Origin of the sequence: Sphingosinicella rhizophila, from assembly GCF_032378825.1 — a bacterium.
GTDB lineage: Bacteria > Pseudomonadota > Alphaproteobacteria > Sphingomonadales > Sphingomonadaceae > Allosphingosinicella > Allosphingosinicella rhizophila.
Map to the genome: position 1 here is coordinate 19,470 of NZ_JAVUPU010000015.1, position 24,800 is coordinate 44,269.

The following is a 24,800-nucleotide window of genomic DNA, read 5'->3' on the forward strand; positions in this document are numbered from 1 at the left end:
CGCTCCGCCGGCCGCATGGACAGCCGCTCGGACGTCACCTGGGTGACGACAATGCCTGACATAGAAGGATCCTCGGCAGTCTTGGCCGCGCAGAGGCGACGAAGAACACTGACGCAGATGCGTGACGGCGTGGACTTCAGGCGCTTCTGCGCACCTTCGCTCCGCAGCCGCTTACGCGGCGTTTACAGTCGTTGGATCGCCGGGGGCCCTCTCAGGGGCGGACGCAGGTAGGGTGGCGCCCTGGTGGCTGGTACCGCAGGCGGGCGCATGCCTAGTGCGAGAATGAAAAGGATTGCGGCCGCGAGCAGGCCTGGATCGGCCGCCGCCAACGAGGGCGCCGACAAGCCGGAGAAGGCACATGGCTGCTCGGTCTTCCCATGCTGTCCGTCGCTGTCGGACCGGCCATGTTCGAGACCTGGAATGGTCATCACCATCGCAGTCGGACCCGTGCCCGAACATAAGCTGACGATGATCTGGCCATCGGACATGGTCGGCATGAAGCCGGCCGGCATTGCGACTTTCATCATCAACGCGAGCGCCAGGATCGCGCCTGCGATCCAACGGTTCTTGAAGAGGAGGCGACGCAGCAGATGCACGGCAAACGCCTTTAGCGGGGATGCTCGTTCCTGTCTCGCCCAAAGGCGCGTCAGCGCTGCCCATGACCGATGGTCTGACATTTCCGCTATCGGCGCCTGACTTTCGCCCGGCGGCGCATCCGTGCTAGCCGGCCGGCACCGCCGCGTCGGATTTTCCGAAACGGCTCGAGCGACATGACGGGAGCGCGATTCATGGTGGCGAAGGCGAGATATCCGGTATCGGCCGTCATGTTTGGGCGGGACGCCGGTCGAAGCATGAGGACAATGATCGCCCATTCTCGCTGCAGCCGGCGCTGATGCGCAGCATGCCGGTCTTCATTTCCTGATTCGGAAACTTGCTATGGTCGAAGACGTCGAAATCCTGATCCATGCCTTCACGCGCGTGCCGCCGGACCGGATCGCGGCCTTTGCCGGCGTGCCCTCCGGCATTGCCGCCAATCTCGCCGATCGGCCGGCGGCGCTCGGCCATCATGTTCGCCGTCTTTGCGGCAGCGGGGTCGCGGCGGGATCGGCGTTGACGGCGCGCGCCGGGCCGGGCGACAATCTCGCGGTGTTCGCTGCGCTCGCCCAGGCGCAGGCCGGCGACATCCTCCTGCTTGCGACGGACGGCAATCGCGATTGTGCCGTCATCGGCGATCGGGTCGCAGCCATGGCCGCCGGGATCGGGCTTGCCGCGCTCGTCACCGACGGCCTGGTACGGGACCTTGCGGGTCTCAGGGAAATCGGCCTGCCCGTCCATGCCTCCGGCCTCTCGCCGCTCGGCCCGCGTCAATCGGGGCCGGCGTCGATCGGCTGTTCTGTAGACTTCGGCGGTGTCCGCATCCGCAGCGGGGACCTTGTCGTCGCGGATGATGATGGGGTCGCGATCATCGCCGCCGGGGACATGGAAACGGCATTGCAGCGCCTGCCGGACGCGCTCCGCATCGATGAAGAAGGTGTCCGCGCCGCGCGCGGCGGCGCGCGCTATCCGGCCCGGCTCGCCTCCAAGCTCGACCAGGCCCGGCATATCCCGCCGGGAGATTAGCCGCCGACCGGCGCCAGCTTCAGCAACTTTCCGCCAACGCCGTTCCGCTCGTCCTCCAGCAGATAGACAGATCCGTCCGGTCCTTGTTCGACTTCGCGGATGCGCCGGTCCATATCCCATTGATCGCCTTTTGCGGCCCTGGCGCCATCGACGTCGACGCGGATCAGCGCTTGGCCGGACAGCGCGCCCATCAATATGTCGCCCTGCCACGCCGGGAACATCCCGCCCGAATAGACGATCATGCCGGCAGGCGAGATGGCCGGGTTCCACCACACTTCCGGCGCATTGAACTCCGGCCGACTATCATGATCGGGAATGTCCTTGCCGTCATAATGCGAACCATTGGAAACAATCGGATAGCCGTAATTGGACCCGCGCTCGATCAGGTTCACCTCGTCGCCGCCCTTGGGTCCCATTTCATGGGTCCAGAGCCGCCCGTCCGGGGCAAAGGCGATGCCGAGCAGGTTGCGGTGGCCGAGCGACCAGATCTGCGACGCGATCGCGCCCTGGGTGGCGAACGGATTGTCCTTCGGGACGTCGCCGGTGTCGGTCAGCCGGATCACCTTGCCGAGATTCTGATTCATGTCCTGCGCAGGGGTGAATTTCTGCCGTTCGCCGCTGGTGATGAAGAGATGGCCGTCCGGGGCAAAGGCGATGCGGTGGGAGTAGTGGCCGCGGCCGGTGACCTTCGGATCCTGGCGCCAGATCACCGCCAGCCCGTCCAGGCGCGGGCCGCCGTCCGTGGCGAGCCTGGCGCGCCCGACCACGGCGCCGCGCGTGTCATTCTCCCCGGCCTCCACCCAGCTCAGATAGACTAGCCTGTTGCGGGCGAAATCGGGATGCGGGACGATGTCGCCCAACCCGCCCTGGCCCCCATAATCGACCTTGGGCGTGCCGGCCACCTCCACCGCCGCCGAGTCTTCAGACCAGAGCAGCAGCCTGCCTGCCTTTTCGGTAATCAAGGCCTGGTTCGTGCCGGGCAGGAAGGCCATCGCCCATGGTTCCTTGAACTGGGCCAGTTCCTGCACCTCGAAACCGGGCCGGTCGGCCTGTGCGCTGGCGCTGTTGCCGCCAAGGATCGGGTCGTTGGAGACGCCGCAGCCGGCGAGGATGAGGGCGGCGAGAATGTGAAGGCGCATCGTCGGGTCTCCGCTGGTCCAGTGAGTCTAAACCTTGCAGCCGCCGAGGGTTTCGTCCACGAAATCCTCCGTCACCTAATCCACTTGCTCCGCAGGCGCCGCCAGCCTATATAGCGCCTGCCTTTCTCGACATCGGTAACAATGTTGAGGCTGGCCCCGGGGACGGGGCCGGCGCGGCAGGCCTTTGATTATTTGGAGTGGGAATGGCGGACATCGCCGCGCTGATGCAATTGATCGAGCCCGTGGCCGAAGCCGAAGGGCTGGCCCTGGTGCGCGTCAAGATGCTGGGCGGCACGTCCGATCCGACCCTCCAGGTGATGGCGGAGCGGCCCGATACGCGCCAGCTGACGCTGGAAGATTGCGCGCGTCTGTCGCGCCGGCTGTCGGACCTACTCGACGAACGCGATCCGATCGATCACGCCTATCGGCTGGAAGTCAGCTCGCCCGGCATCGACCGGCCGCTGACCCGTCTCAAGGATTTCGACGATTGGTCCGGCCATGAAGCGCGGATCGTCCTCGCCGAGAAACTGGACGGCCGCAAAATATTCAATGGCGACCTGATCGGAACCGAAGGCGACCATGTCAGGATCGCAGTCGATAAGGCCGGCGAGTTCAGCCTGCCCTTCGATCGCATCCATTCCGCGAAACTGGTCATTACCGACCGGCTTATCGCCGCCACCGCGCCTTTGGTCGCGGACGAGGCGGATGAACTCTTGTACGACGCGTCCGAAGACGCCGATGATATCAAAGCAGAAGGATAGGATTGAGACTCATGGCCACCGCCGCCACAGCCGCCGTCTCGGCAAACAAGGCCGAGCTTATCGCGATCGCCGACGCCGTCGCCCGCGAGAAGCTGATCGACCGCAATATCGTCATCGAGGCGATGGAGGACGCCATCCAGCGCGCCGCCCGTTCCCGCTACGGGGCGGAAAACGACATCCGCGCCAAGCTGGATCCGACCAGCGGGGACCTGCGCCTGTGGCGCGTCGTCGAGGTGGTCGAGGAAGTGGACGATCATTTCAAGCAGGTCAGCCTGAAGGATGCCGAGAAATTGCAGCCGGGCGCCAATATGGGCGACTTCATCGTCGATCCGCTGCCGCCGATCGAATTCGGCCGCATCGCCGCACAGGCGGCCAAGCAGGTCATTTTCCAGAAGGTGCGCGATGCCGAGCGCGAGCGCCAATATGAGGAATTCAAGGATCGGGTCGGCGAGATCATCACCGGCGTCGTCAAGCGCGTCGAGTTTGGCCATGTGGTCGTCGATCTCGGCCGCGCCGAAGGTGTCATCCGCCGCGACCAGCAGATTCCGCGCGAGGTCGTCAGGGTCGGCGACCGCACCCGTTCGCTCATCTTGTCGGTCCGCCGCGAGAATCGCGGGCCGCAAATCTTCCTGTCGCGTGCGCATCCCGATTTCATGAAGAAATTGTTCGCCCAGGAAGTGCCCGAAATCTACGACGGCATCATCGAGATCAAGGCCGCCGCCCGCGATCCGGGCAGTCGCGCCAAGATCGGCGTCATCAGCCATGACAGCTCGATCGACCCGGTCGGCGCCTGTGTCGGCATGAAGGGCAGCCGCGTCCAGGCGGTCGTCCAGGAAATGCAGGGCGAGAAGATCGACATCATTCCCTGGTCCGAGGATCTCGCAACCTTCGTCGTCAATGCGTTGCAGCCGGCCACCGTGTCGCGGGTGGTGATCGACGAGGAGGAAAGCCGGATCGAGGTGGTCGTGCCCGACGATCAGCTCAGCCTCGCCATCGGTCGCCGCGGCCAGAATGTGCGCCTGGCCAGCCAGCTCACCGGATCGGCGATCGACATCATGACCGAGGCCGATGCCAGCGAGAAGAGGCAGCGGGAGTTCGTGGAGCGTTCGGAAATGTTCCAGAACGAGCTCGACGTCGACGAGACGCTGGCCCAACTGCTGGTGGCCGAAGGCTTCGGTGCGCTGGAAGAAGTGGCCTATGTCCAGGCCGACGAAATCGCGTCGATCGAAGGTTTCGACGAAGAGCTCGCTGCCGAGCTGCAGAGCCGTGCCACCGAGGCGCTGGAGCGCCGCGAGGAGGCGTCCCGCGAGGAAAGGCGGGGCCTTGGGGTCGAGGATGCGCTCGCCGAAATGCCCTATCTTACCGAGGCGATGCTGGTCACTTTGGGCAAGGCCGGCATCAAGACGCTCGACGACCTCGCCGATCTCGCCACCGATGAGCTGGTGCAGAAGAAGAGGGTAGAGCCGCGCCGCCGGCAGGAAAACAACCGGTCCGAGGACAAAGGCGGGGTGCTCGCCGATTATGGCCTGTCCGAAGAGCAGGGCAACGAGATAATCATGGCTGCCCGCGCGCATTGGTTCGAGGACGACGCGCCGGCTTCCGACGGGGAGGACGCGGTTGCGGAATCCTCACAATGAGCGCGTAGCGCAAGCTGCCGAGGGTTCCGAGCGCAAGTGCATCCTTTCCGGGAGGCACGCGGCGCGGGACGATCTCATCCGGCTGGCCTTGGGTCCGGACGGCCAGGTCGCGCCCGATGTGCGCGCGCGGGCGCCCGGCCGCGGCGCCTGGATCGGCGTCGGCCGGGAGGCGTTCGACGCCGCTCTTGCCAAGGGCAGATTGAAGGGCGCCCTGACGCGGGCCTTCAAGACCGCCGAGCTTTCCGTCGCTCCGGACCTGGGGGAAAAGATCGAGGCCGCGCTGCGCCGGACTTTGCTCGATCGGCTTGGCCTGGAGGCGCGTTCCGGCACCCTTTTGACCGGTCATGAGAAGATCGAGGTGGCGGCTCGTCGGGGCGAAGTCCACCTCCTCCTTCATGCGTCCGATGCGGGCGAGGATGGCCGGCGTAAGCTGGATCAGGCCCTGAGAGTCGGGGGCGGCGAGGGGCAAGGGCTGGTTTTCCCGGGCGAAAGGACCATATTGTCATTGGCGCTCGGGCGTCAGAATGTGGTACATATCGCCTTGATCGACCGGGCTGCCGCCGCGCGTGTACGTCATGCGCTGGATCGGTGGCGCGCTTTTATCGAACCGAATGATGGGGTAGCCGCTACGGCGCGCACGCCGGATGCGTCGGCTGTGAATTGAACGAAGGACTTTATGAGCGAGACGACAGATAAGCCGAAGCTGGGAGCGCGTGCGCCGCTTGGCCTCAAACGAACGGTCGAAACCGGCAAGGTGAAGCAGAGCTTCAGCCACGGCCGGTCGAATACGGTCGTGGTGGAGGTCAAGAAACGGCGGATACTCGGTCGCCCTGGCGAAGCCGAGGCGCCCAAGGTCGAGGAGGCGCCCGCGCCTGCGCCTGCGCCCGCTCCGGTCGCCAAGGCTCCCGCTCCGGTCGCGCCCAAGCCCGTGCAACGTCCGGCAACGGACGCCGCCTCGCGCCGCGAGCTTCAGGAACGGCTTCTGCGCGAGGCCGAGGAAGCCCGCATGGCCGCGTTGGAAGAGGCGCGGCGCCGCGAGGACCGCCAGGCCCAGCAATCTTCCGAGGAAGAAAAAAGGCGCGCGGAAGAAAATCGACGCGCCGAGGAAGAGGCGCGTGTCGCCGCGGAAGAAGCGGCTCGTCTGGCCGCCGAGGAAGCGGCGCGTCCCCAGCCTGCCGCTACGGCGCCGGCGCCCGCCGAGGATGAAGACGATCGTCCAGGCCGCCCCAAACATCATGCGCCTGCCGCCAAGCGGCCGGAACCGGCCCGTCCGACCCGGACGCCGCGCGACGACCGCCGTCAATCGGGCAAACTTACGGTCAGCCGCGCGCTCGACGATGGCGAGGGCGGCGCCCGCGCCCGCTCGCTCGCGGCGCTCAAGCGTGCCCGCGAGAAGGAAAAGCGCGCACATCAGCAATCCGGACCGTCGGCGAAACAGGTCCGGGACGTCGATGTCCCAGAGGCGATCACCGTACAGGAACTCGCCAAGCGCATGGGCGAGCGTGGCGCCGATCTCGTCAAATCGCTGTTCAAGCTCGGCATGCCGGTCACCATCACCGAGGCGATCGATCAGGATACGGCCGAGCTGCTGGTCGAGGAATTCGGTCACCGCATCAACCGCGTGTCCGAATCTGACGTGGAAATCGGCGTCGGCGGCGAGCAGGATTCGCCGGAAACGCTCCGTCCGCGGCCCCCCGTCGTCACCATCATGGGCCATGTCGACCATGGCAAGACAAGCTTGCTGGACGCCATTCGCGGTGCCGACGTGGTGTCCGGCGAGGCCGGCGGCATCACCCAGCATATCGGTGCCTATCAGGTGGCTTTGCCCGACAAGTCGAAGGTCACCTTCCTCGACACGCCCGGTCACGAAGCCTTTACCGAGATGCGCGCCCGCGGCGCCAACGTCACCGACATCGTCATCCTGGTGGTGGCGGCCGACGACGGGCTGAAGCCGCAGACGATCGAGGCGATAAACCATACCAAGGCGGCCGGCGTGCCGATGATCGTTGCGATCAACAAGATCGATAAGCCGGGCGCCAACCCCCAGAAGGTCCGCGAGGAACTGCTCCAGCACGAGATCATGGTCGAGGCGATGGGCGGCGAGGTTCAGGATGTCGAAGTCTCGGCCCTCAAGAAGACCAATCTCGACAAGCTGCTGGAGGCCATTCACCTGCAGGCGGAGCTGCTGGAGCTGAAGGCCAATCCGGACCGCTCGGCGGAAGGCACCGTGGTTGAAGCCAAGCTCGACAAGGGCCGTGGTCCGCTGGCGACTGTGCTCGTGCAAAGGGGCACGCTTCGGGTTGGCGATATCTTCGTCGTCGGTGCGATCAGCGGCAAGGTCCGTGCGATGATCGACGACAAGGGCCGCCAGGTTAAGGAAGCCGGTCCGTCGGTTCCGGTCGAGGTGCTCGGCCTGTCCGGGGTGCCGTCGGCCGGCGACTTGTTCACGGTCGTCGAAAATGACGCTCGCGCCCGCGAGGTCGCGGCCTATCGCCAGACCGTGATCGATCGCAAGCGCACCACCACCGCGCCGGTCAATCTGGAAAATATCTTCGCGTCGAAGGAGGACAAGGCCAAGGTCTATCCGCTCGTCATCAAGGCGGACGTGCAGGGTTCGGCGGAAGCCATCGTCAATGCGGTCAACCGCATCTCGAACGAGGACATCAAGGTCCGCGTGCTCCATTCCGGCGTCGGCGGCATCACCGAAAGCGATGTCACCCTGGCCGGCGCCTCGGGCGCGCCGATCATCGGCTTCAACGTCCGGCCCAATGCCAAGGCGCGGGAGATTGCGGAGCGCAACGGGGTCGAGCTGCAATATTATGACGTCATCTATCATCTGACGGATGCGGTGCGCGCGGCCATGGCCGGCGAGCTGGGGCCGCTGATGATCGAGAATGTCGTCGGCCGCGCCGAGGTCCGCGAGGTCTTCTCCGCCGGTAAGCATGGCAAGGCTGCCGGTCTGCTCGTCACCGAAGGCTATATCCGCAAGGCGCTCAAGGCCCGCATCATGCGCGACGACGTCATCATCTATAATGGCGCGATCGCATCGCTGCGGCGCTTCAAGGACGATGTCGCCGAAGTCCGCGCCGGCCTCGAATGCGGTGTCACGTTCGAAAGCAATAACGACATCAAGGCCGGAGACTTCCTCGAGACGTTCGAGGTCGAGGAACGCGAACGGACGTTGTAGTCCGCTCCCTTGTCTGGAACGCCGATGGGTCAGAAGGAAAGTTCAGAAGGACGATCGGTCCGTCTGCTGCGCGTGGGCGAGCAGGTGCGCCACGCTCTGTCCGACCTGCTGATGCGGGGCGATGTTCATGACGAAGTGCTGGCGAGCCATCTGGTGTCGGTGACGGAGGTCAGGATGTCGCCGGATCTCCGCCACGCCACCGTCTTCGTGAAGCCGTTGCTCGGTGCGGACGAGGCTGAGGTGCTGGCAGCGTTGAAGAAGCATGTCCGTTACCTTCGCGGCGAGGTCGCGAAGCGTGTGAACACCAAATATGCCGCCAATCTCAAATTCCTGCCGGACGAAAGCTTCGACGAGGGCAGCCAGATCGATTCGATCCTTCGTTCCCCCAAAGTCGCCCGGGACCTCGCCTCCGATCCCGATTGAACTGGTCAGCCTCGGTTCAGCGCCTTTCTGGTAGGAGAAGGTTGAACATGAGACTGGTGGAATTTGACTTGAAGACCTTATTTGCACCGATCCTCGTCGCGACGGCCCTGTTCGCGACGCCTGCCGCTGCCGGCCCGCCAGCGGCCAAACCCGCGCCCGAGGCGCGCATCCCCTTCGTCAATCATGGCGGCATCCGCAACTGGCGCGCCATCGATCGCGACACCCTCTATATCGAGGATTCGCATCGGCGCTGGTATCGCGCCGAGCTGATGGGGCCCTGTTTCGACCTCGGTTTCACGGAGCGGATCGGCTTCGAGACGCGCGGCAACGACACGTTCGACCGCTTCTCGACGATCCGCGTCGGCCGCGACCGCTGTCCGGTCCAGAGCCTGGTCGCGGTGCCCGGTCCGCCGCCGAAGAAGGCGAAAAGGCTTAAGGGAAGCTAGGCCTGCCCCGACCGGCTTGGTGCGCGCCGCGGAAACTCCTACACGGCAGGGCGCATGCATGGCTGGATCATCATCGACAAGCCGGTCGGGCCCGGCTCGACTAATATCGTCGGCGCGGTCAAGCGTGCGTTGCGCGATGGCGATTATCCCAAGGTGAAGGTCGGCCATGGCGGCACGCTTGATCCCTTGGCGTCCGGCGTGCTGCCGATCGCCCTTGGCGAGGCGACCAAGCTTTCGGGCCGGATGCTCGATGCCGACAAGATTTACGATTTCACCATCGCCTTCGGTGTGGAAACGGACACGCTGGACGGCGAGGGTGTCGAAGTCGCCCGATCCGACGTCCGGCCGTCACCTGGCGCGGTCGACGATATCCTGCCGCGCTTCACCGGTCCGATCGAGCAGGTGCCCCCCGCTTATTCGGCGCTGAAAGTGGATGGCAAAAGGGCCTATGCGATGGCGCGCGCCGGCGAGGCCCCGGTCATGAAGCCGCGTGCGGTCGTCGTGCACGATCTCGTCCGCCTGGCCGATGGTGACACTGGCCTGTCGCTGGAAACGGTGACGCTGCGCGCGCGGGTGTCGAAGGGCACCTATATTCGCTCGCTGGCCCGCGACATCGCCTCCGCGCTCGCTACGGTTGGACATGTCGCGATGCTCCGGCGCGTGAAGGCCGGGCCCTTCGCTCTGAACGACGCGATTTCGCTGGACAAATTGGCGGAGCTCGCTAAGGCCCGCCAGCTTGAACAGGCACTCTTGCCGCTGACGGCGGGGCTGGACGACATCCCGGCTCTCTCCGTCACGCCCGACCAGGCAAGCCTGCTCCGCAAGGGGCGGAAACTGGCCGGGATTGCCGCAGAGCCAGGGCTCCATCTCGCGATCGACCAGTCTGTTCCGGTCGCGCTCGTGGAGCTTTCCGAGGGGGAACTTCGGGTGGTGCGCGGCTTCAACCTCTAGCAATGAAGGAGTAGATGATGTCGGTCACAGCCGAACGTAAGCAGGAATTGATCAAGGACAATGCCCGCGGATCCGAAGATACCGGGTCGCCGGAAGTCCAGGTTGCGATCCTCACGGAGCGCATCGTCAACCTCACCGAACATTTCAAGACGCACGCCAAGGACAATCACAGCCGGCGCGGCCTGTTGATGATGGTCAACAAGCGCCGCTCGCTGCTCGATTATCTCCGCAAGACGGATGCGCAGCGTTACACCGATCTCATCGCGAAGCTCGGTCTCCGCAAGTGAATTGAAGCGGCCTCGGACCTCCAAAGTCCGGGGCCGCTTCGCATATCCGGGCGTCCGCATTCGGCGGCGTGCGGAACGGACCAAGGGGGTCCACCAAGACGGGCAGGTGCCCGGACACAGGCCCCGGTCGCATAGGGCGGCCGGACGGAAGGAAAATAGATGTTTGACATGAAGAAAGTGGAAATCGAGTGGGGCGGAAAGACCCTGACACTCGAAACGGGCCGCGTGGCTCGCCAGGCGGACGGCGCGGTGCTGGCCACCTTGGGCGAAACCGTCGTCCTCTGTGCCGTGACTGCGGCCAAGAATGTGAAGGAAGGGCAGGACTTCTTCCCGCTCACCGTTCACTATCAGGAAAAATTCTCGTCGGCCGGACGCATTCCGGGCGGCTTTTTCAAGCGCGAGCGCGGCGCCACCGAAAAGGAAACGCTGACCAGCCGCCTGATTGACCGGCCGATCCGGCCGCTTTTCCCGGAAGGCTTCTACAATGAAGTCCTCGTGATCGCGCAGGTCCTCTCTTATGATGGCGAAAACGAGCCCGACATCGTCGCGATGATCGCCGCTTCGGCTGCCTTGACCTTGTCCGGCGTCCCTTTCATGGGCCCGATCGCCGGCGCGCGCGTTGGCTATGCCGACGGCGAATATCAGCTCAATCCGACCATGGACGAAATCAAGGCAGGCTCGCTGGAGCTTGTCGTCGCCGGCACGCGTGATGCGGTGCTGATGGTCGAATCCGAAGCCAAGGAGCTTTCGGAAGACGTCATGCTCGGCGCGGTGATGTTCGCCCATCGCGAAAGCCAGAAGGTGATCGACGCCATCATCCGCCTGGCCGAACAGGCCGCCAAGGAGCCTTGGGAACTGGCCAGCAGCGAGGGCAATAACGAATTGCTCGGCAAGCTGCGCGAATTGGCTGGCAGCGGTCTCGAAGCCGCTTACAAGCTGGTTGGCAAGGCCGAACGCGTTGCCGCCATCGCCGCCGCCAAGACGCCGCTGAAGGACGCTTATGCCGACGCTGATCCGGCGACCAAGCTGAAGGCGAGCAAGCTCGGCAAGAAGCTGGAAGCGGAGATCGTCCGCACCGCCATCCTCAAGGAAGGCCGGCGCATCGACGGCCGCGACACCAAGACGGTTCGTCCGATCGAGGCGATGGTCGGCTTCCTGCCCCGCACCCATGGTTCGGCTCTGTTCACCCGCGGCGAAACCCAGGCCATCGTGACCACGACGCTCGGCACCAAGGATTCGGAGCAGATGATCGACGGCCTGACCGGCCTCAGCTACGAACATTTCATGCTGCACTACAACTTCCCGCCTTATTCGGTCGGCGAAGTGGGCCGCTTCGGCGCCCCGGGACGGCGTGAGGTCGGCCACGGCAAGCTCGCCTGGCGGGCGATTCATCCGATGCTGCCGAGCAAGGACGAATTCCCGTACACGATCCGCGTCCTCGCCGACATCACCGAATCCAACGGCTCCTCCTCGATGGCGACCGTCTGCGGCGCGTCGCTGTCGCTGATGGATGCCGGCGTTCCGCTGAAGCGTCCGGTGGCGGGCATCGCCATGGGCCTCATTCTGGAAGGCAAGGATTTCGCGGTCATCTCCGACATCCTCGGCGACGAGGATCACCTCGGCGACATGGACTTCAAGGTGGCCGGAACCACCGAGGGCATCACCTCCCTGCAGATGGACATCAAGATCGCCGGAATCACCGAGGAGATCATGCGGGTCGCGCTCGACCAGGCCAAGGCCGGCCGCGCCCACATCCTCGGCGAAATGGCCAAGGCGCTGGATCACACCCGCACCGAGCTTTCGGCCCATGCCCCGCGCATCGAGACGATGCAGATCGACAAGGCGAAGATCCGCGACGTCATCGGCACCGGCGGCAAGGTGATCCGCGAGATCGTCGCGGAAACCGGCGCCAAGGTGGATATTGACGATGAAGGCCTGATCAAGATCAGTTCGTCCGATCTCAGCCAGATCGAAGCGGCCCGCCGCTGGATCCAGGGGATCGTCGAGGAAGCGGAGGTCGGCAAGATCTACACCGGCAAGGTCGTGAATCTCGTCGATTTCGGCGCCTTCGTGAACTTCATGGGCGGCAAGGACGGCCTCGTCCATGTCTCCGAGATCAGGAATGACCGCGTGGAACGCGTGGCCGATGCCCTGTCCGAAGGGCAGGAAGTGAAGGTCAAGGTCCTCGAAGTCGATCCGCGCGGCAAAGTCCGCCTGTCGATGCGCGTCGTCGATCAGGAAACCGGCGAGGAACTGGAAGACACGCGTCCGCCGCGCGAAGGCCGGGAGGATCGTCCGCGCGGAGACCGCGGCGATCGCGGTCCGCGCCGTGACGGCGATGGCGGCCGTGGTCGTGACCGTAGTCGCGGACGCGGCGGCGATCGGGATCGTGGCGACCGCGGCCCACGTCCGGAACGCGGCGATCGTCCGGAGCGCAAGGAAGAAGGGGGCGATCCCGAATTCGCGCCTGCCTTCCTGACCCGCAACGACGACGATTGAGCGTTCGGCCGATGAGGCAAGAAAAGGGGCTGCCGGAGCGATCCGGCAGCCTTTTTCCTATCTGGCGCTGTTGGTCGTTTGGCTCTGGTTCGTGGCGGCGGCCGGGCCGGTCTGGTTCAGCAAAGCGGCGGCCTCGTTTTCCAGCGTCGTCGCGGTTGCGTCGCTGCTGTTCTCGGCCTCGGCGATGATCTCGTTGGCGCGTGCCTCCAGCCGCTGCGACTGGTTCTCGGCCTCGGTCTGAATATTCTCGATCCGGTCTTCCTGGCACGCGGTCAGCGCGAAAGCGGCCATCGCGGCCGACAGGCTGTAGACAAGCTTCATCCTTGCACCCCTCATGACGATGAGCGCCCACAATCCGCTATCGGGACGTCCAGGTCCAGCTTCGCGTCCGCTTTCCGATTTCGATGGGAAGTGGGGAGCTTCTGTTGCCCGGTGCTCCCCAAACCGCTGGTTTCCACTTCTGTTGCCCGGCGTGGTCCCTGCCGCGCTTTTGTCTAGGTAACCTTATCCGTGAGGATTGGGGTTACGCAGCAATCGCAAGAGCCTCGTTATCGTTGGCACTTATGGTTTTGAACGGTTTTACGGCGCATTCAGGCCGGGCAAAAACAGCGCTTTTCAACACACGTCGATCCTAGTTCGGCCCCGTCAGTTAAGCCGATTGCCGACACAGATTTCGTGCCGGCGATCGGCCCAGATGGTGGAGCCGCCGGGTACCGCCCCCGGGTCCGCTGCGCCTATTGCACGCCGCCGTTTATCGCCATAGCCGGGCGAACCCGGCACCACCTTATATAGGCGATCGCGGATGAATTGAAAGTGAAGGGCTGAGCGGATCCCGCGGGTGACATTGCGGGAAGGCGCCGGAACCCCTACTTCGTTTCGGAACAGGTCCATGGGAGGCAAGGATATGAACTGTTTGATGACTGCTTTTGTCGCGCCGGTCGCCATCGTTTCGCTGTCCGGCTGCGGCATCAACTCGATCCCGACTGCGGAAGAGCAGGTCAATGCGGCCTGGGCCAATGTCCAGTCGGAATATCAGCGCCGATCGGATCTCATCCCCAATCTGGTCGAAACGGTGAAGGGCTACGCCAATCAGGAGCGTGAGGTGCTGGTCGAAGTCACCAACGCCCGCGCCCGCGCTTCCCAGGTTCAGCTCAATGCCGGCGATCTCGACGATCCCGCCAAGGTGCAGGCCTTCAACGACGCCCAGTCGGCGGTTGGCTCATCGCTCGGGCGGCTGCTGGCCACCTTCGAAGCCTATCCGGATCTGAAGTCGAACCAGAATTTCCTGACGCTGCAAAGCCAGATCGAAGGAACCGAGAACAGCATCCTGGTATCGCGGCGCGACTATAATGAGGCCGTCCGCGCCTATAATACTCGCATTCGCACCTTCCCGGACGTGATCGGCGCGAAGATCTTCTATGGCTCGGAGCCGAAAGTGCCCTTCCAGGCCGCCAGCGGAGCCGACAAGGCGCCGACGGTCGATTTCGGCAATAACAGCTGATCGCCTTGTCGACATCGTATCCGAGCCGGCTGCGGGAGCCTCGCAACCTATTCCGCTTGGCCTTGCTCTTCCTGCTCGCCTTGGCCGTGCCGGTCGTGGCGTCAGCGCAGACCTTCCCGGCGCTGACCGGGCGCGTGGTCGACAATGCCGATCTGCTGCCGCCGGCCGACGAGGCCGCACTTGCCGGCAAGCTGGAGGCGCTGGAGGAGAATAGTGGCCGCCAGTTCGTCGTCGCGACGGTGCCCGACCTGCAGGGCAGGACGATCGAGGATTATGGCTATCGTCTCGGCCGCACTTGGGGGATCGGGCGAAAGGGCGAGGATGACGGCACTATCCTTCTTGTCGCCGTGAAGGAGCGCAAGATCAGGATCGAGACCGGCTATGGCATCCGGCCCGTGCTGACCGATGCCGTTTCCAGCGTCATCATCCGCAATTCGATCACGCCCGCCTTCAAGAAGGGTGATTTCGCACGCGGTATCCAGGCCGGAGCCGATCAGATCATCACGATGCTGCAGCTGCCGCAAGCCGAAGGCGAGGCGCGTGCCCGCGCCATCGGGGAGCAGGAACAGGCGAATCGGCGCGAGGATGGCGGCTCCATCTTCCCCCTCATCTTCTGGGGCGCGGTGCTCCTGTTCATCGTCATTCCGATGATCGGCAGCCGTGCGGGACGCGGGCGCCGCTATCGCCGCGGCGGCGCGCCGATCATCCTTTGGGGACCGGGCACCGGCGGCAGCTGGGGCAGCGGCGGATCCGGCGGCGGCTTTGGCGGCGGCTGGGGCGGCGGCGGGGGCTTCTCCGGCGGCGGCGGCTCCTTCGGCGGCGGTGGCGCATCGGGGGGATGGTGATGGTCGGGATGACGGACAAGGACCATGATCTGGTAACGGCGGCCGTCACGGCGGCCGAACGGAAGAGCGATGCGGAGATCGTCACGATCGTCGCCGAAAAATCCGATTCCTATCATGATGTCGGGCTTCATTATGCGGTGCTCGCCATGCTGCTCGTGCCGGCTCTCTGGGGTTTCCTGCCGCAGACGGTGATCGACTGGGCCTTCGGCCTCGTCCTCGGCTGGAACCACGATCTGACGCGCGGCACGTTCATGCTCTTATTGTTCGTCAAGCTCGCCTCGGTCTTCCTGATCGTGCGCTATGCCTTGGCTTATCCGCCGCTCAGGATGGCGCTGACGCCGGGCAGCACCAAGACGCGGCGGGTCCGCCGTCGCGCGATCGAGATGTTCCGGGTCGGCGCCGAAAAGCGTACGAAGGGGCGCAGCGGAGTCCTCCTCTATCTGTCCCTGCGCGAACATCGCGCGGAGATCGTGGCGGACGAGGCGATCCACAGCCGGGTCACCCCTGAAATGTGGGGCGAGGCGATGGCCGGTCTGATCGACAATGTGAAAGCCGGCCGGCCCGGTCAGGGCATGGCGGAAGCCGTCGAGAAGATCGGCCTGGTCGTCGCCGAATGCCTCCCCAAGACGGCCGAGAACAGCAATGAATTGCCGGATCGGCTGATCGTCCTGTGAGCCGAACGACCGCAATGCCGGCCGAAACCGCCTGGGCCGGAAAATATATCGAGGTCAAACAAGCAGGGCCCTGGGAATTCGTCTCGCGCACCCGTGGCGTCACCGCCGCCGTCATCCTCGCCATCGACGACGGCCATGTCATCCTGGTGGAGCAATATCGGGTTCCGCTCGGCAGGCTCTGCCTGGAATTGCCGGCCGGTCTTGTCGGCGACGAAGCGGATGGCGAGGCCGTCGTGCCCGCCGCCATGCGGGAATTGGAGGAAGAAACGGGCTATCGCGCCGGACGGATGGCCGATCTCGGCCGATTTCACGCTTCGCCGGGAATGTCTTCCGAAGGTTTCACCCTGCTGCGCGCCGAGGACCTGGCGAAAGTGGGCGAGGGCGGCGGCGTCGCGGGCGAGGATATCAGGGTCTACCGCGTCGCCATGGCGGAAATCCCGGCCTTCATCGAGGCGAAGCGCGCCGAGGGCGTGGCGATCGACGTCAAATTGCTGCTTCTGTTGGGACCGGCATTTCTGGGCCGGTCGACCTCCCCAGCTTAACGGAAATTGTCGGCGTAGGACTGGATCTTCAGCTTTGGCGTCGATGCGGGCACCAGATGATAGGCGATGCCTTCGCGCGCGGCATAGGCCTGGGCGGCCTGCAGCGTGTCGAAGCGGATCGTGACCTGCGCCTGGGTATCAGCGCCGCCGGACCAGCCGGTCAGCGGATCGGGAAGGTGCGGACGATGCGATTCGAATTGGAGCACCCATTCGTCGGCGCGGGCCTTGCCCGACTGCATCGCATTCTTGGATCGCTGGAAGATACGCGCTGCCATGTCCTGCTCCGGTGCCGTCTTGCTGATCGAGGACGCGAATTGCCCAAAGCGGGTCGTGGAATCAACTCTTTCCCTGCCGCTCCGTCGCTTTCTTCGTTCGCAGGGTGGGATCCGCGCGGGCGGGGTCGTCGGGCCAGGGATGCTTGGGATAGCGCCCGCGCATCTCCTTGGCCACGGCCGACCAGCTTCCGGCCCAGAAACCGGGCAGGTCGCGGGTGGTCTGGATCGGCCGCCCGGCCGGCGAGGTGAGGCTCAGCACGAGCGGCGCCCGCCCGCCCGCGACGGCGGGATGCGTGTCGATTCCGAACAGGGCCTGGACCCGGACGGTGATGGTCGGGCCGCCTTCCGCTTCATAGTCGATGGCATGGCTGCTTCCGGCGGGCGTCGTGAAGGCGGCGGGTGCCAGCCGGTCCAGCGCCTTGCACCCGTCCCATCCGATCAGTCCGTCGAGCGCTCCGCTCAGCGCGCCCGGCTCGATCTCGCCCAGGCGTTTCCTGCCGGCGAGCAGTGGCGGCAGCCATTCGTCCATCCTTTCGAGCAAAGCCGCGTCGGACAGATCCGGGATCGAAGCGTCGAAGCGGGCGGCAAAGGCCGCCCGCGTCCGCAACGCGCGCGCGGAAGCGCTCCAGGGCAATAAAGCGAGGCCATGATTCCGGACGCCGTCCATTAGTGCCGCTTCGATTTCCTCCGGCCGCGCCTTGTGATCGCGGCCCTGCTTGAGGATGATCGCGCCGAGCCTGCGGCCGCTGCGCGCCTGGACTGATCCGGTTGCCGGGTCGAAGCTGAGTTGGGCGGTGTCGGTGATGCGGTCGCCGAACAGCGATTTCACCCTCTCCTCGTCGATGGAAGCGGCCGAAAGGATGCGCGCGCCTGCCGCGGTCCCGCTGACTTCCGCGACGGCCAGCCAATCCTCGCGTGCGAGCGGCGACAGCGGATCGAGCCGGAAGCCGCGGCCGCCGACCGAGATCCAGTCCTCGCCGTTCGCACCGCGCCGCCTTGCGACCCGATCGGGGAATGCGAGCGCGACACAGGCGCCGATTTCGCCCCTGCCTCCCGCCTTTCCGCCGCCCGCGGAGAGGTTCTGCCAGCGTCGCGCCAGGCCTCGTGCCGCCTCGGCTCGGCGACTCTTTTCGGATCGCCAGCGCCTTGCCCTCAGCTCCAGGTCGACATCATTGCCACCCAGGCCCCGCTCGGACAGCAGGACGGCGACCGTTGCGGCCGTTTCTCCCCACCCTTGTTCCGCGGACGCCACGATCATGTGCGCGAGCCGGGGCGGCAGCGGCAGCGCGGCGATGGCTTTGCCGTGCGGGGTCGGGCGGCCGTCTTGGTCGATCGCGTTCAGGGACAGGAGGCGCCGGCGGCCTTCCTCGACCGCGGCGGAGGACGGCGGATCGAGCCATTCGAGCTGGCGGGGATCGTTCACGCCCCAAATAGCGCAGTCGAGCAGAAGGGCGCTCAAATCGGCCTCGGCGATCTCCGGCGGGTCGAACCGCGGCAGGCTGGCAGTCGCCGCTTCCTCCCACAGCCGATAGACGGTGCCGGGCCCCTGTCGTCCCGCGCGCCCGGCCCGCTGTGTCACCGCCGCCTGGCTGGCGCGCTCGGTGACCAGGCGGGTAATGCCCGCGGCGCGATCGTAACGCGGGCGACGGGCGAGGCCGCTGTCGACGACGATCCGCACCCCATCCAGCGTGAGGCTGGTCTCGGCGATGGCGGTCGCAAGCACCACTTTGCGCTTGTCTGGTGGCGCGGGAGAAATCGCCGCGCGCTGGGCGGCCGGGTCCAGGCTGCCGTGCAGACGATGGAGCTGCACATCGGCGGAAAGATCGGCCAGCCGCTCCGCCGTTCGTTCGATCTCCGCCACGCCAGGCAGGAAGGCGAGCAGGCCGCCCTCGGCTTCCGCCAGGGCGCGGCGGATGGCGGCAGCAATGTCGTCCTCGATCCGCCTTTCGGCGGTCCGTCCGATATGGCGAAGGGCGATCGGATAGCTGCGTCCCTCGCTTTCGATCGGCGCCGGTGCCCCCATCAACGCCGAGAAGCGCCCGCCGTCGAGCGTCGCCGACATCGCCACCAGCCTGAGATCGGGCCGCAACGCCGCCTGCGCGTCGAGCGCCAGCGCCAGGCCGAAATCACTGTCGAGGCTGCGTTCGTGCACTTCGTCGAAAAGCACGGCGGATACATCTGCGAGGTCGGGATCGGCCTGGATGCGGTTGCGGAATATGCCTTCGGTCAGGACCAGGATGCGGGTCTTGGCCGACCGCTTCGAATCGAGCCGGGTCGCATAGCCGATCGTCCCCCCGACCGGCTCTCCTGCCAATTCGGCCATCCGCTCGGCCGCGGCCCGCGCGGCAAGCCGCCGCGGGGAGAGCAGGAGGATGTCGCCCGTACACCAATCTTCACCGAGCAAGGCGGGCGCCACGGCGGTGGTCTTGCCGGCGCCGGGAGGAGCGACGAGCACGGCATTGGAACCGGTCTTCAGGGAAGCGATCAGCGCCGGCAGGACTTCATGGATCGGAAGACGGGTCATTTCGTCAGAATCCTCCCCTGCATTCGTGTTCAGAGCGGGCACAAGGGGGACGGGTGTTCGCGGATCCTAATAAGCTCTCGAAATCGCGAATTCGACGGCTTCGGCCAGCGCGGACTTGGCCTTGCCGGCGGGGAATGGTCCGAGCGCGTCGATGGCCCGCTGGCCATAGGTGCGGGCACGGGCGATCGTGTCGTCGATCGCGCCGCTTTGCCGCAGCAGCCGGGTGGCATGTGCCAGGTCCTCGTCGTCGATCCGCCCGCCCGACATCGCCTCGCGCCAGAAATTGCGGTCTTCGTCCGATCCACGGGCGAAGGCGAGGATGACCGGCAGGGTGACCTTGCCGTCGCGGAAATCGTCGCCGACGCCCTTGCCCATCGCTTCGGCGCTGGAGGCATAGTCGATCGCATCGTCGATCAGCTGGAAGGCGATGCCCAAATTGCGGCCATAGGCATCGAGCGCCTGTTCGACATCCTCGTCGCGCTCGGCGACGACGGCGGCGATCCGGCAGGCGGCCGCGAACAGGGCGGCGGTCTTGGCGCTGATGATGCCCAGATAATGATCTTCGTCGGTTTCGACCTGCCGCTGAGCCGTCAGCTGGTCGACCTCGCCCTCGGCGATCACCGCGGAAGCGCGCGACAGGATGCGCAGCACCTTCACGCTGCCGTCCTCGACCATCAGCTCGAAGCTGCGGCTGAACAGGAAGTCGCCGACCAGGATGCTGGCCGGATTGCCCCAGATGATGTTGGCGGTGCGGCGGCCGCGGCGCAGGCCCGATCCATCCACCACATCGTCGTGCAGCAGGGTCGCCGTGTGGATGAACTCGACCGCCGCCGCCAATTTGTGATGACGCGACCCGGGATAATCGAGCAGGCGCGCGCAGGCCAGCGTCAGCATCGGCCGCATCCGCTTGCCGCCACCCGCGATCAGATGGCCGGCCAGTTCGGGGATCAGCGCCACCTTGCTCTGCATCCGCTCCAGGATCACGGTGTTGACGTGATTGAGATCGGCCGCGACCAGCTGGATGATCGGATCGAGGGACGGGCTGCGGCTCGGGCCGAGCTGATGGATGGTGGCGCTCATTGCGGCTGCGATTTGCTCGTTTGTCGGCGCAAAGGCAAGTAAGGGGTGACGATGGCCCCCCGCCACGGGGCGGAGAAGATGCCTTCATGCGTTTAAGGTGGCAGGGAAAATGTATCGAAGAGGGTGATGCCGGCGGAAACTGTCAGTGACGTGGTGCACCTCAGCAGGGAATATCGCCCGGCTTTGATGGCCTATTTCCTGCGCCGCGTGCATGATCGCAGCGACGCCGAGGATCTGACGCAGGAGGTGTTCGCCCGGATTTCCGGCCGTTCCGGGCAGCAGTGGAACAGCGGCTATCTGTTCCAGATCGCGGCCAATTTGCTGCGCGACCGGCAGCGCCGAAACCGTATCCGTGCGGACTATCGCGCCTCGCTCGGGGAGATCGAGGCGCAGAATGTCGAGATGCTCGATCCATACCGCGTGGCGGCGGGGCGGGATTCGATCGCCGCGATGCGCGCGGCGCTCGACGAGCTTCCGGAACTTACCGCGACGATTTTCACATTGTATCGGCTGGAACATATGAACAAGCAGGTGATCGGCGATACGTTCGGCATCGCCGTCCGGACGGTGGAAAAGCACCTCACCGTCGCCATGGCCTTTCTCACTGGCCGCTTCGGGGATGAATTGTGATCGGTTCGGCGGCACCCGACGAAGGCCAGGACCGGCTCGAACAGGCCGGCCAATGGTGCATGCGGCTGGCCGAAGGCGCCTTGAGCGGCGGTGAACAGCAGGCGTTCGACGTCTGGATCGCCGCCGATCCGCGCAATCTCTCCGCGCTCGAAAACGCGGTCAAGGTCTGGCACCGCTTCGGGGAGGCATCCACCGCCCCCGAATTCATCCCGATACGGGAGCGTGCCCTCGCCGCCTATCGGCGGCGCAATCGCGCCCGCTGGGCGCATGATGCCGGCGCCTTGCGCAGGCTGATGGCGATCGCCGCCTGTTTCCTGGCCCTGCTGATCGGCGGTGCCTATTGGTGGGCGAACCAGCCTATCGTCTACCGGACCGCCGTCGGCGAACGCCGCATCGTCATGCTGGACGACGGATCGCGCCTCTCGCTCGATGCCGCGACCGCCGTCGAGGTCAGGCTCCGCGGCGATCGGCGGGATCTGAAGCTGGTGGCCGGCAGGGCCAAGTTCGACGTCGCCAAGAACCCGCTCAAGCCGTTCAGCGTCATGGCCGGCGACAAAATGGTCGTGGCGACCGGCACGTCGTTCAGCGTCGAGCTGGTGCGGCGGCGGATGCACGTCATCCTCTACGAAGGCCAGGTCGCGGTGCTGGATCGCGGCCCCGACGGCGTCGAGCCTGAGCCCTTGCGCCTGGCTGCAGCGAAATCGATTCCGGCCGAGCGGCTACTGAAGCCGGGCCGCGAGCTGATCAGCGATCTTTCCCGACCGACCGCCTCGGTGGTTGCCGCCGATCTTTCCCGGTCGTTGGCGTGGGAATCGGGCCAGCTTACCTTCATCGACGAACCGCTCGCCTCCGCGGTGGAGCGGGTGAACCGCTATTCGGCGCGCAAGGTCGAGCTTGCCGACCCGGCCGCCGCCGCGATGCAGGTCAACGGCGTGTTCAACGCGGGCGACGTCGAAGCCTTCGTCGTCGGCGTGCGCGAGATACTCCCGGTCCGGATCCGCGACCGGTCCGGCAATATCCTCATCGCCAGCGCGCAATGACGAGAGGCCGCTGCGTCAGCCTTCCTTGCCCGCTTCGCAGGCCGTGGGCGGAGATTCGAACCTGATGCGTTTTATCTCCCCGGAAGACCGATGAACGGTCCGCTTCGAGGGGGAAAGACATGAGGATCCGGGCACATTATCTGACATCCCTGGCAATCGCGGCGGTGGCCGTGGCGGTCGCGGCACCGGCGCCGCTCCTCGCTCAGCAGCAGACCTATGCGTTCGACATTCCCGCCCAGGATCTCGGATCGGCCCTCCGTAACTTCGCGCAGGTCTCCCGCCAGCAGGTGACGTTCAGTGGCGCGCTCGTCCGCGGCAAGCGCGGCAACGCGGTGTCGGGCACCTATACCGCCCCTCAGGCGCTCGATCGCCTCCTCGCCGGCACGGGCCTGTCGGTCCGCAGGGCCGTGCGCGGCGTGCTGGTGCTCCAGCGGACCGCACCCGCTGCGCAGGAAGGTTCGACGGCGTCGCCGGATGCGCGGACGACTTCGGCATTGGGGGAGCAAGCACTCCAGGCTCGAGAAGCAGAGACCGGGGATATTTCGGTCAAGGGCGAGACTGACGAGATCGTCGTGACAGCGCAGAAGCGTGAGGAGCGGCTTCAAGACGTGCCGGTCCCAGTAACCGCGCTCAGCGCTGATCGTCTCGTCGAGAGCAATCGCCGGCGGCTGGAGGACTATTATACCGCCGTTCCCGGTCTCAATTTTTCCATGGACAACCGCGGATCGCCGTCCATGGCCATACGCGGAATCACGACAGGGGCCTATGTGACGCCTACTGTTGGCTTCACGATCGATGACGTGCCCTACGGATCGTCGGTGGTCGTTTCGTCGTTCAGCCCGGCACCCGACGCGGACCCGAACGAGCTTTCCAGGATCGAGATATTACGGGGTCCCCAAGGTACCCTATATGGCGCCAGCAGTCTCGGTGGTCTCATTAAATACGTCACGAAAGCGCCCGAACTGCTAGAAACCAACGGACGCATTCAGGCTGGCCTTAGCAGCACGAGTTATGGCGATGAACCTGGCTATAGCGTCAGCGGTGCCATCAACTTGCCGATAGGAAGCGCCCTTGCAGTCAGAGCCAGCGGATTTGTGAACAGCGACGCCGGCTATGTCGACAACGTCACGACCGGCGAAGAGGATGTCAATCGCACCAATGTGGTCGGTGGCCGGGTGGCAGCCTTATGGGAGCCGTTCAGCCGCTTCAGCCTGAAGTTAGGCGCTCTCTTTCAGCGGAGGAATTCGGACGGCTCGTCGCAGGTGAATCTTCTGCCGAGCCTCGACCGATTCCAGCATGCTTATCTGGGCGGTCTCGGAGGCCATGACCGCAAAGTCTATTCGTTCACAGCCCACGCAAATGCTGAGCTGGGAAGGCTCGATCTTGCCTCCATCACTGGCTATACGGTCGGCGAAAGCGAGGATTCCTACGACGTCAGCGCCGCGCTCGGAGGTTTGACCGGGGCATTGTTCGGAGTGAGCGGGGTAGCCTTTGCGGAGGATAACAAGACTCGCAACTTCTCCCAGGAGATTCGCGCGACCGCACCAATCGGCAGCCGCCTCGAATTGCTGGCCGGTGTCTTCTATACCCACCAGCGCACCGACGCGAATGGCGGTTTCGTACTGGTGGATCCCGTCAGTTACGATCGCGTGTCGCAGGCGTTGGACCAGCGGATCGATCAGGAATATTCCGAGGCGGCGCTATTTGCCGACTTGACCATTGAGATATCCGACCGTTTCGACGTTCAGATTGGCGGTCGTTGGAGCAGTAACGAACAAAGCTACCAGATTTCGTCATTCGGTCCTTTGGTCCCGATTTTCCTTGGCGCGCCTTCGCCCGTGATTGCGCCCGAGGTCGAGTCTCAGGATGAATCCTTCACGTATCTCTTTACGCCTCGGTTCAGGGTCACCTCGGATTTGATGGTTTATGCGCGGCTCGCATCGGGCTATCGCCCGGGTGGCCCAAATCCAAACCAATCCGCAGCCATTCCTGCCACTTTCGGTCCGGATAAGACGCGGAATTATGAGATCGGGCTGAAGGGCGAGTTTCTGGATCGCAGCTTATCCGTAGATGCGTCCGTTTACTACGTGGATTGGCGAGACATACAGATCAGTCTGCTCGATCAGGCGACGTTCCTGACCTATACGGCCAATGCAAGCCGGGGCCGCAGCCAAGGTATCGAATTTTCGATCGAAGCCCGGCCGATTCGTGGAATGACCGCGTCCCTGTGGGGGGTGTACAACGATTCCGAGCTGACACGCCCGTTGCCGGCCAACAGCTCCGCGTTCGCCGATGCGGGCGATCGCCTACCCTATAGCAGCCGCTATTCAGCGGCAGCTTCCCTTGAGCAGCGTTTTCCGATGTTTGATGGGACCGGACTCATTTCGGGTTCCGTTGCCTATGTAGGAAAGCGAGAAGGCGAGTTCACGGGTGGTGCGCGGCAATTATATCCGTCCTACACGAAGATCGATTTCAAGGCGGGCTTCGAAATTAAGTCATGGTCTTTGAACATGTTCGTGAACAACCTTACAAATAGCAAGGGCGTTCTTGGTGGTGGCCTCGGTACATTTCCGGCATTTTCCTTTAACTACATTAGGCCAAGAACAGCAGGGATCAATATCACTCGGACATTCTAGGTGTTCATGTTTGTTCTCGACACGGATCGCGACCAGTTCAGAAGAATGACGTTTGTTCCCAGGGTGTGGGCGCATGGGCGCTGAGGTGTCGCCATTCGAATTT

The 24,800-nt window shown here is 64.8% G+C and carries 23 protein-coding genes and 1 other RNA gene; 17 read left to right on the plus strand and 7 right to left on the minus strand.

Going from position 1 to position 24,800, the window contains the following annotated elements; genetic code table 11:
• Positions 1 to 182 precede the first annotated feature (182 nt).
• Positions 183 to 596, minus strand: a complete 414-nt coding sequence (locus RQX22_RS18585; RefSeq protein ID WP_315728595.1) for a DUF2946 family protein — start codon at positions 594 to 596, stop codon at positions 183 to 185.
• A 340-nt stretch (positions 597 to 936) separates the two neighbouring features.
• Here RQX22_RS18585 and RQX22_RS18590 point away from each other — a divergent pair, with 340 nt between their 5' ends.
• The gene (locus RQX22_RS18590) at positions 937 to 1,620 is read left to right on the plus strand and encodes an RraA family protein (protein ID WP_315728597.1); all 684 of its coding nucleotides are present in this window, start codon (positions 937 to 939) and stop codon (positions 1,618 to 1,620) included.
• Here the strand turns inward: RQX22_RS18590 and RQX22_RS18595 are convergent.
• On the minus strand, positions 1,617 to 2,759 hold the full coding sequence (locus RQX22_RS18595) for a PQQ-dependent sugar dehydrogenase (protein ID WP_315728599.1): 1,143 nt from the start codon (positions 2,757 to 2,759) through the stop codon (positions 1,617 to 1,619). The two genes, RQX22_RS18590 and RQX22_RS18595, sit on opposite strands and share 4 nt — an antisense overlap.
• 203 nt (positions 2,760 to 2,962) lie before the next feature.
• On the opposite strand from RQX22_RS18595, the gene rimP reads away from it, so the two are divergent.
• The 9 genes from rimP (at position 2,963) to pnp (ending at position 12,950) form a co-directional block, all read left to right on the plus strand.
• Positions 2,963 to 3,520 carry a ribosome maturation protein RimP gene (gene rimP, locus RQX22_RS18600; protein WP_315728601.1) on the plus strand — a complete coding sequence of 186 codons (558 nt, stop codon included), beginning with the start codon at positions 2,963 to 2,965 and terminating at the stop codon, positions 3,518 to 3,520.
• 11 nt (positions 3,521 to 3,531) lie between these two features.
• Positions 3,532 to 5,157 carry a transcription termination factor NusA gene (gene nusA / locus RQX22_RS18605; protein ID WP_315728603.1) on the plus strand — a complete coding sequence of 542 codons (1,626 nt, stop codon included), beginning with the start codon at positions 3,532 to 3,534 and terminating at the stop codon, positions 5,155 to 5,157.
• The gene (locus tag RQX22_RS18610) at positions 5,138 to 5,821 is read left to right on the plus strand and encodes a DUF448 domain-containing protein (RefSeq protein WP_315728605.1); all 684 of its coding nucleotides are present in this window, start codon (positions 5,138 to 5,140) and stop codon (positions 5,819 to 5,821) included. Before nusA ends, RQX22_RS18610 begins: the two co-directional genes overlap by 20 nt.
• Positions 5,822 to 5,833: 12 nt before the next feature.
• Positions 5,834 to 8,344, plus strand: coding sequence for a translation initiation factor IF-2 (gene infB, locus RQX22_RS18615; RefSeq protein WP_315728606.1), 2,511 nt, complete (start codon positions 5,834 to 5,836; stop codon positions 8,342 to 8,344).
• A gap of 24 nt (positions 8,345 to 8,368) precedes the next feature.
• Positions 8,369 to 8,767, plus strand: a complete 399-nt coding sequence (gene rbfA / locus RQX22_RS18620; protein WP_315728608.1) for a 30S ribosome-binding factor RbfA — start codon at positions 8,369 to 8,371, stop codon at positions 8,765 to 8,767.
• Between the two features lie 68 nt (positions 8,768 to 8,835).
• Positions 8,836 to 9,213: a DUF6491 family protein gene (locus RQX22_RS18625; RefSeq protein WP_315728610.1), complete on the plus strand. Its 378-nt coding sequence runs from the start codon at positions 8,836 to 8,838 to the stop codon at positions 9,211 to 9,213.
• Between the two features lie 54 nt (positions 9,214 to 9,267).
• Positions 9,268 to 10,164, plus strand: coding sequence for a tRNA pseudouridine(55) synthase TruB (gene truB / locus RQX22_RS18630; RefSeq protein WP_315728612.1), 897 nt, complete (start codon positions 9,268 to 9,270; stop codon positions 10,162 to 10,164).
• A 17-nt stretch (positions 10,165 to 10,181) separates the two neighbouring features.
• Positions 10,182 to 10,451 carry a 30S ribosomal protein S15 gene (rpsO, locus tag RQX22_RS18635; protein ID WP_315728670.1) on the plus strand — a complete coding sequence of 90 codons (270 nt, stop codon included), beginning with the start codon at positions 10,182 to 10,184 and terminating at the stop codon, positions 10,449 to 10,451.
• A gap of 159 nt (positions 10,452 to 10,610) precedes the next feature.
• Positions 10,611 to 12,950: a polyribonucleotide nucleotidyltransferase gene (gene pnp, locus RQX22_RS18640; protein WP_315728614.1), complete on the plus strand. Its 2,340-nt coding sequence runs from the start codon at positions 10,611 to 10,613 to the stop codon at positions 12,948 to 12,950.
• A gap of 57 nt (positions 12,951 to 13,007) precedes the next feature.
• Here pnp and RQX22_RS18645 read toward each other — a convergent pair whose 3' ends face one another.
• Both RQX22_RS18645 and ssrA read right to left on the minus strand, forming a co-directional pair.
• On the minus strand, positions 13,008 to 13,271 hold the full coding sequence (locus RQX22_RS18645; RefSeq protein WP_315728616.1) for a hypothetical protein: 264 nt from the start codon (positions 13,269 to 13,271) through the stop codon (positions 13,008 to 13,010).
• 128 nt (positions 13,272 to 13,399) lie between these two features.
• Positions 13,400 to 13,767, minus strand: a transfer-messenger RNA (tmRNA) gene (gene ssrA / locus RQX22_RS18650).
• A 99-nt stretch (positions 13,768 to 13,866) separates the two neighbouring features.
• Here ssrA and RQX22_RS18655 point away from each other — a divergent pair.
• From RQX22_RS18655 to RQX22_RS18670, 4 genes are read left to right on the plus strand one after another with little or no spacing between them, the layout of a single operon-like run.
• A complete protein-coding gene (locus tag RQX22_RS18655) occupies positions 13,867 to 14,451 on the plus strand; it encodes a LemA family protein (protein WP_315728618.1) in 585 nt (194 codons plus the stop codon).
• A gap of 56 nt (positions 14,452 to 14,507) precedes the next feature.
• Positions 14,508 to 15,296 (plus strand): TPM domain-containing protein, encoded by a 789-nt coding sequence (locus RQX22_RS18660; protein ID WP_315728620.1) that lies wholly within the window; start codon positions 14,508 to 14,510, stop codon positions 15,294 to 15,296.
• A gap of 8 nt (positions 15,297 to 15,304) precedes the next feature.
• Complete coding sequence (locus tag RQX22_RS18665) at positions 15,305 to 15,970, plus strand: TPM domain-containing protein (protein WP_410001667.1); 666 nt, start codon at positions 15,305 to 15,307, stop codon at positions 15,968 to 15,970.
• A 14-nt stretch (positions 15,971 to 15,984) separates the two neighbouring features.
• Complete coding sequence (locus RQX22_RS18670) at positions 15,985 to 16,512, plus strand: NUDIX hydrolase (RefSeq protein WP_315728672.1); 528 nt, start codon at positions 15,985 to 15,987, stop codon at positions 16,510 to 16,512.
• On the opposite strand, the gene RQX22_RS18675 is transcribed toward RQX22_RS18670, so the two are convergent.
• From RQX22_RS18675 to RQX22_RS18685, 3 genes are all read right to left on the minus strand, one after another.
• Positions 16,509 to 16,787: an ETC complex I subunit gene (locus tag RQX22_RS18675; protein ID WP_315728623.1), complete on the minus strand. Its 279-nt coding sequence runs from the start codon at positions 16,785 to 16,787 to the stop codon at positions 16,509 to 16,511. The two genes, RQX22_RS18670 and RQX22_RS18675, sit on opposite strands and share 4 nt — an antisense overlap.
• Before the next feature lie 61 nt (positions 16,788 to 16,848).
• Positions 16,849 to 19,311 carry an ATP-dependent helicase HrpB gene (gene hrpB / locus RQX22_RS18680; RefSeq protein WP_315728625.1) on the minus strand — a complete coding sequence of 821 codons (2,463 nt, stop codon included), beginning with the start codon at positions 19,309 to 19,311 and terminating at the stop codon, positions 16,849 to 16,851.
• Positions 19,312 to 19,377: 66 nt separating this feature from the next.
• Positions 19,378 to 20,391: a polyprenyl synthetase family protein gene (locus RQX22_RS18685; RefSeq protein ID WP_315728626.1), complete on the minus strand. Its 1,014-nt coding sequence runs from the start codon at positions 20,389 to 20,391 to the stop codon at positions 19,378 to 19,380.
• Between the two features lie 126 nt (positions 20,392 to 20,517).
• On the opposite strand from RQX22_RS18685, the gene RQX22_RS18690 reads away from it, so the two are divergent.
• From RQX22_RS18690 to RQX22_RS18700, 3 genes are all read left to right on the plus strand, one after another.
• A complete protein-coding gene (locus tag RQX22_RS18690) occupies positions 20,518 to 21,021 on the plus strand; it encodes a sigma-70 family RNA polymerase sigma factor (protein ID WP_315728628.1) in 504 nt (167 codons plus the stop codon).
• Entirely contained in the window at positions 21,018 to 22,061 is a 1,044-nt protein-coding gene (locus RQX22_RS18695) for a FecR family protein (RefSeq protein ID WP_315728630.1), read from the plus strand. Before RQX22_RS18690 ends, RQX22_RS18695 begins: the two co-directional genes overlap by 4 nt.
• A 170-nt stretch (positions 22,062 to 22,231) precedes the next feature.
• Positions 22,232 to 24,697 carry a TonB-dependent receptor domain-containing protein gene (locus RQX22_RS18700; protein WP_315728631.1) on the plus strand — a complete coding sequence of 822 codons (2,466 nt, stop codon included), beginning with the start codon at positions 22,232 to 22,234 and terminating at the stop codon, positions 24,695 to 24,697.
• Positions 24,698 to 24,800: the final 103 nt, after the last annotated feature.

What these genes read in the sequence shown, in the direction of transcription:
- RQX22_RS18590 (WP_315728597.1), top strand. Translation starts at nt 937, where the DNA reads ATGGTCGAAGACGTCGAAATCCTGATCCATGCCTTCACGCGCGTGCCG.
- RQX22_RS18595 (WP_315728599.1), bottom strand. Translation starts at nt 2,759, where the DNA reads ATGCGCCTTCACATTCTCGCCGCCCTCATCCTCGCCGGCTGCGGCGTC.
- rimP (WP_315728601.1), top strand. Translation starts at nt 2,963, where the DNA reads ATGGCGGACATCGCCGCGCTGATGCAATTGATCGAGCCCGTGGCCGAA.
- nusA (WP_315728603.1), top strand. Translation starts at nt 3,532, where the DNA reads ATGGCCACCGCCGCCACAGCCGCCGTCTCGGCAAACAAGGCCGAGCTT.
- infB (WP_315728606.1), top strand. Translation starts at nt 5,834, where the DNA reads ATGAGCGAGACGACAGATAAGCCGAAGCTGGGAGCGCGTGCGCCGCTT.
- rbfA (WP_315728608.1), top strand. Translation starts at nt 8,369, where the DNA reads ATGGGTCAGAAGGAAAGTTCAGAAGGACGATCGGTCCGTCTGCTGCGC.
- truB (WP_315728612.1), top strand. Translation starts at nt 9,268, where the DNA reads ATGCATGGCTGGATCATCATCGACAAGCCGGTCGGGCCCGGCTCGACT.
- rpsO (WP_315728670.1), top strand. Translation starts at nt 10,182, where the DNA reads ATGTCGGTCACAGCCGAACGTAAGCAGGAATTGATCAAGGACAATGCC.
- pnp (WP_315728614.1), top strand. Translation starts at nt 10,611, where the DNA reads ATGTTTGACATGAAGAAAGTGGAAATCGAGTGGGGCGGAAAGACCCTG.
- RQX22_RS18645 (WP_315728616.1), bottom strand. Translation starts at nt 13,271, where the DNA reads ATGAAGCTTGTCTACAGCCTGTCGGCCGCGATGGCCGCTTTCGCGCTG.
- RQX22_RS18655 (WP_315728618.1), top strand. Translation starts at nt 13,867, where the DNA reads ATGACTGCTTTTGTCGCGCCGGTCGCCATCGTTTCGCTGTCCGGCTGC.
- RQX22_RS18665 (WP_410001667.1), top strand. Translation starts at nt 15,305, where the DNA reads ATGACGGACAAGGACCATGATCTGGTAACGGCGGCCGTCACGGCGGCC.
- RQX22_RS18670 (WP_315728672.1), top strand. Translation starts at nt 15,985, where the DNA reads ATGCCGGCCGAAACCGCCTGGGCCGGAAAATATATCGAGGTCAAACAA.
- RQX22_RS18675 (WP_315728623.1), bottom strand. Translation starts at nt 16,787, where the DNA reads ATGGCAGCGCGTATCTTCCAGCGATCCAAGAATGCGATGCAGTCGGGC.
- hrpB (WP_315728625.1), bottom strand. Translation starts at nt 19,311, where the DNA reads ATGACCCGTCTTCCGATCCATGAAGTCCTGCCGGCGCTGATCGCTTCC.
- RQX22_RS18685 (WP_315728626.1), bottom strand. Translation starts at nt 20,391, where the DNA reads ATGAGCGCCACCATCCATCAGCTCGGCCCGAGCCGCAGCCCGTCCCTC.
- RQX22_RS18690 (WP_315728628.1), top strand. Translation starts at nt 20,518, where the DNA reads ATGCCGGCGGAAACTGTCAGTGACGTGGTGCACCTCAGCAGGGAATAT.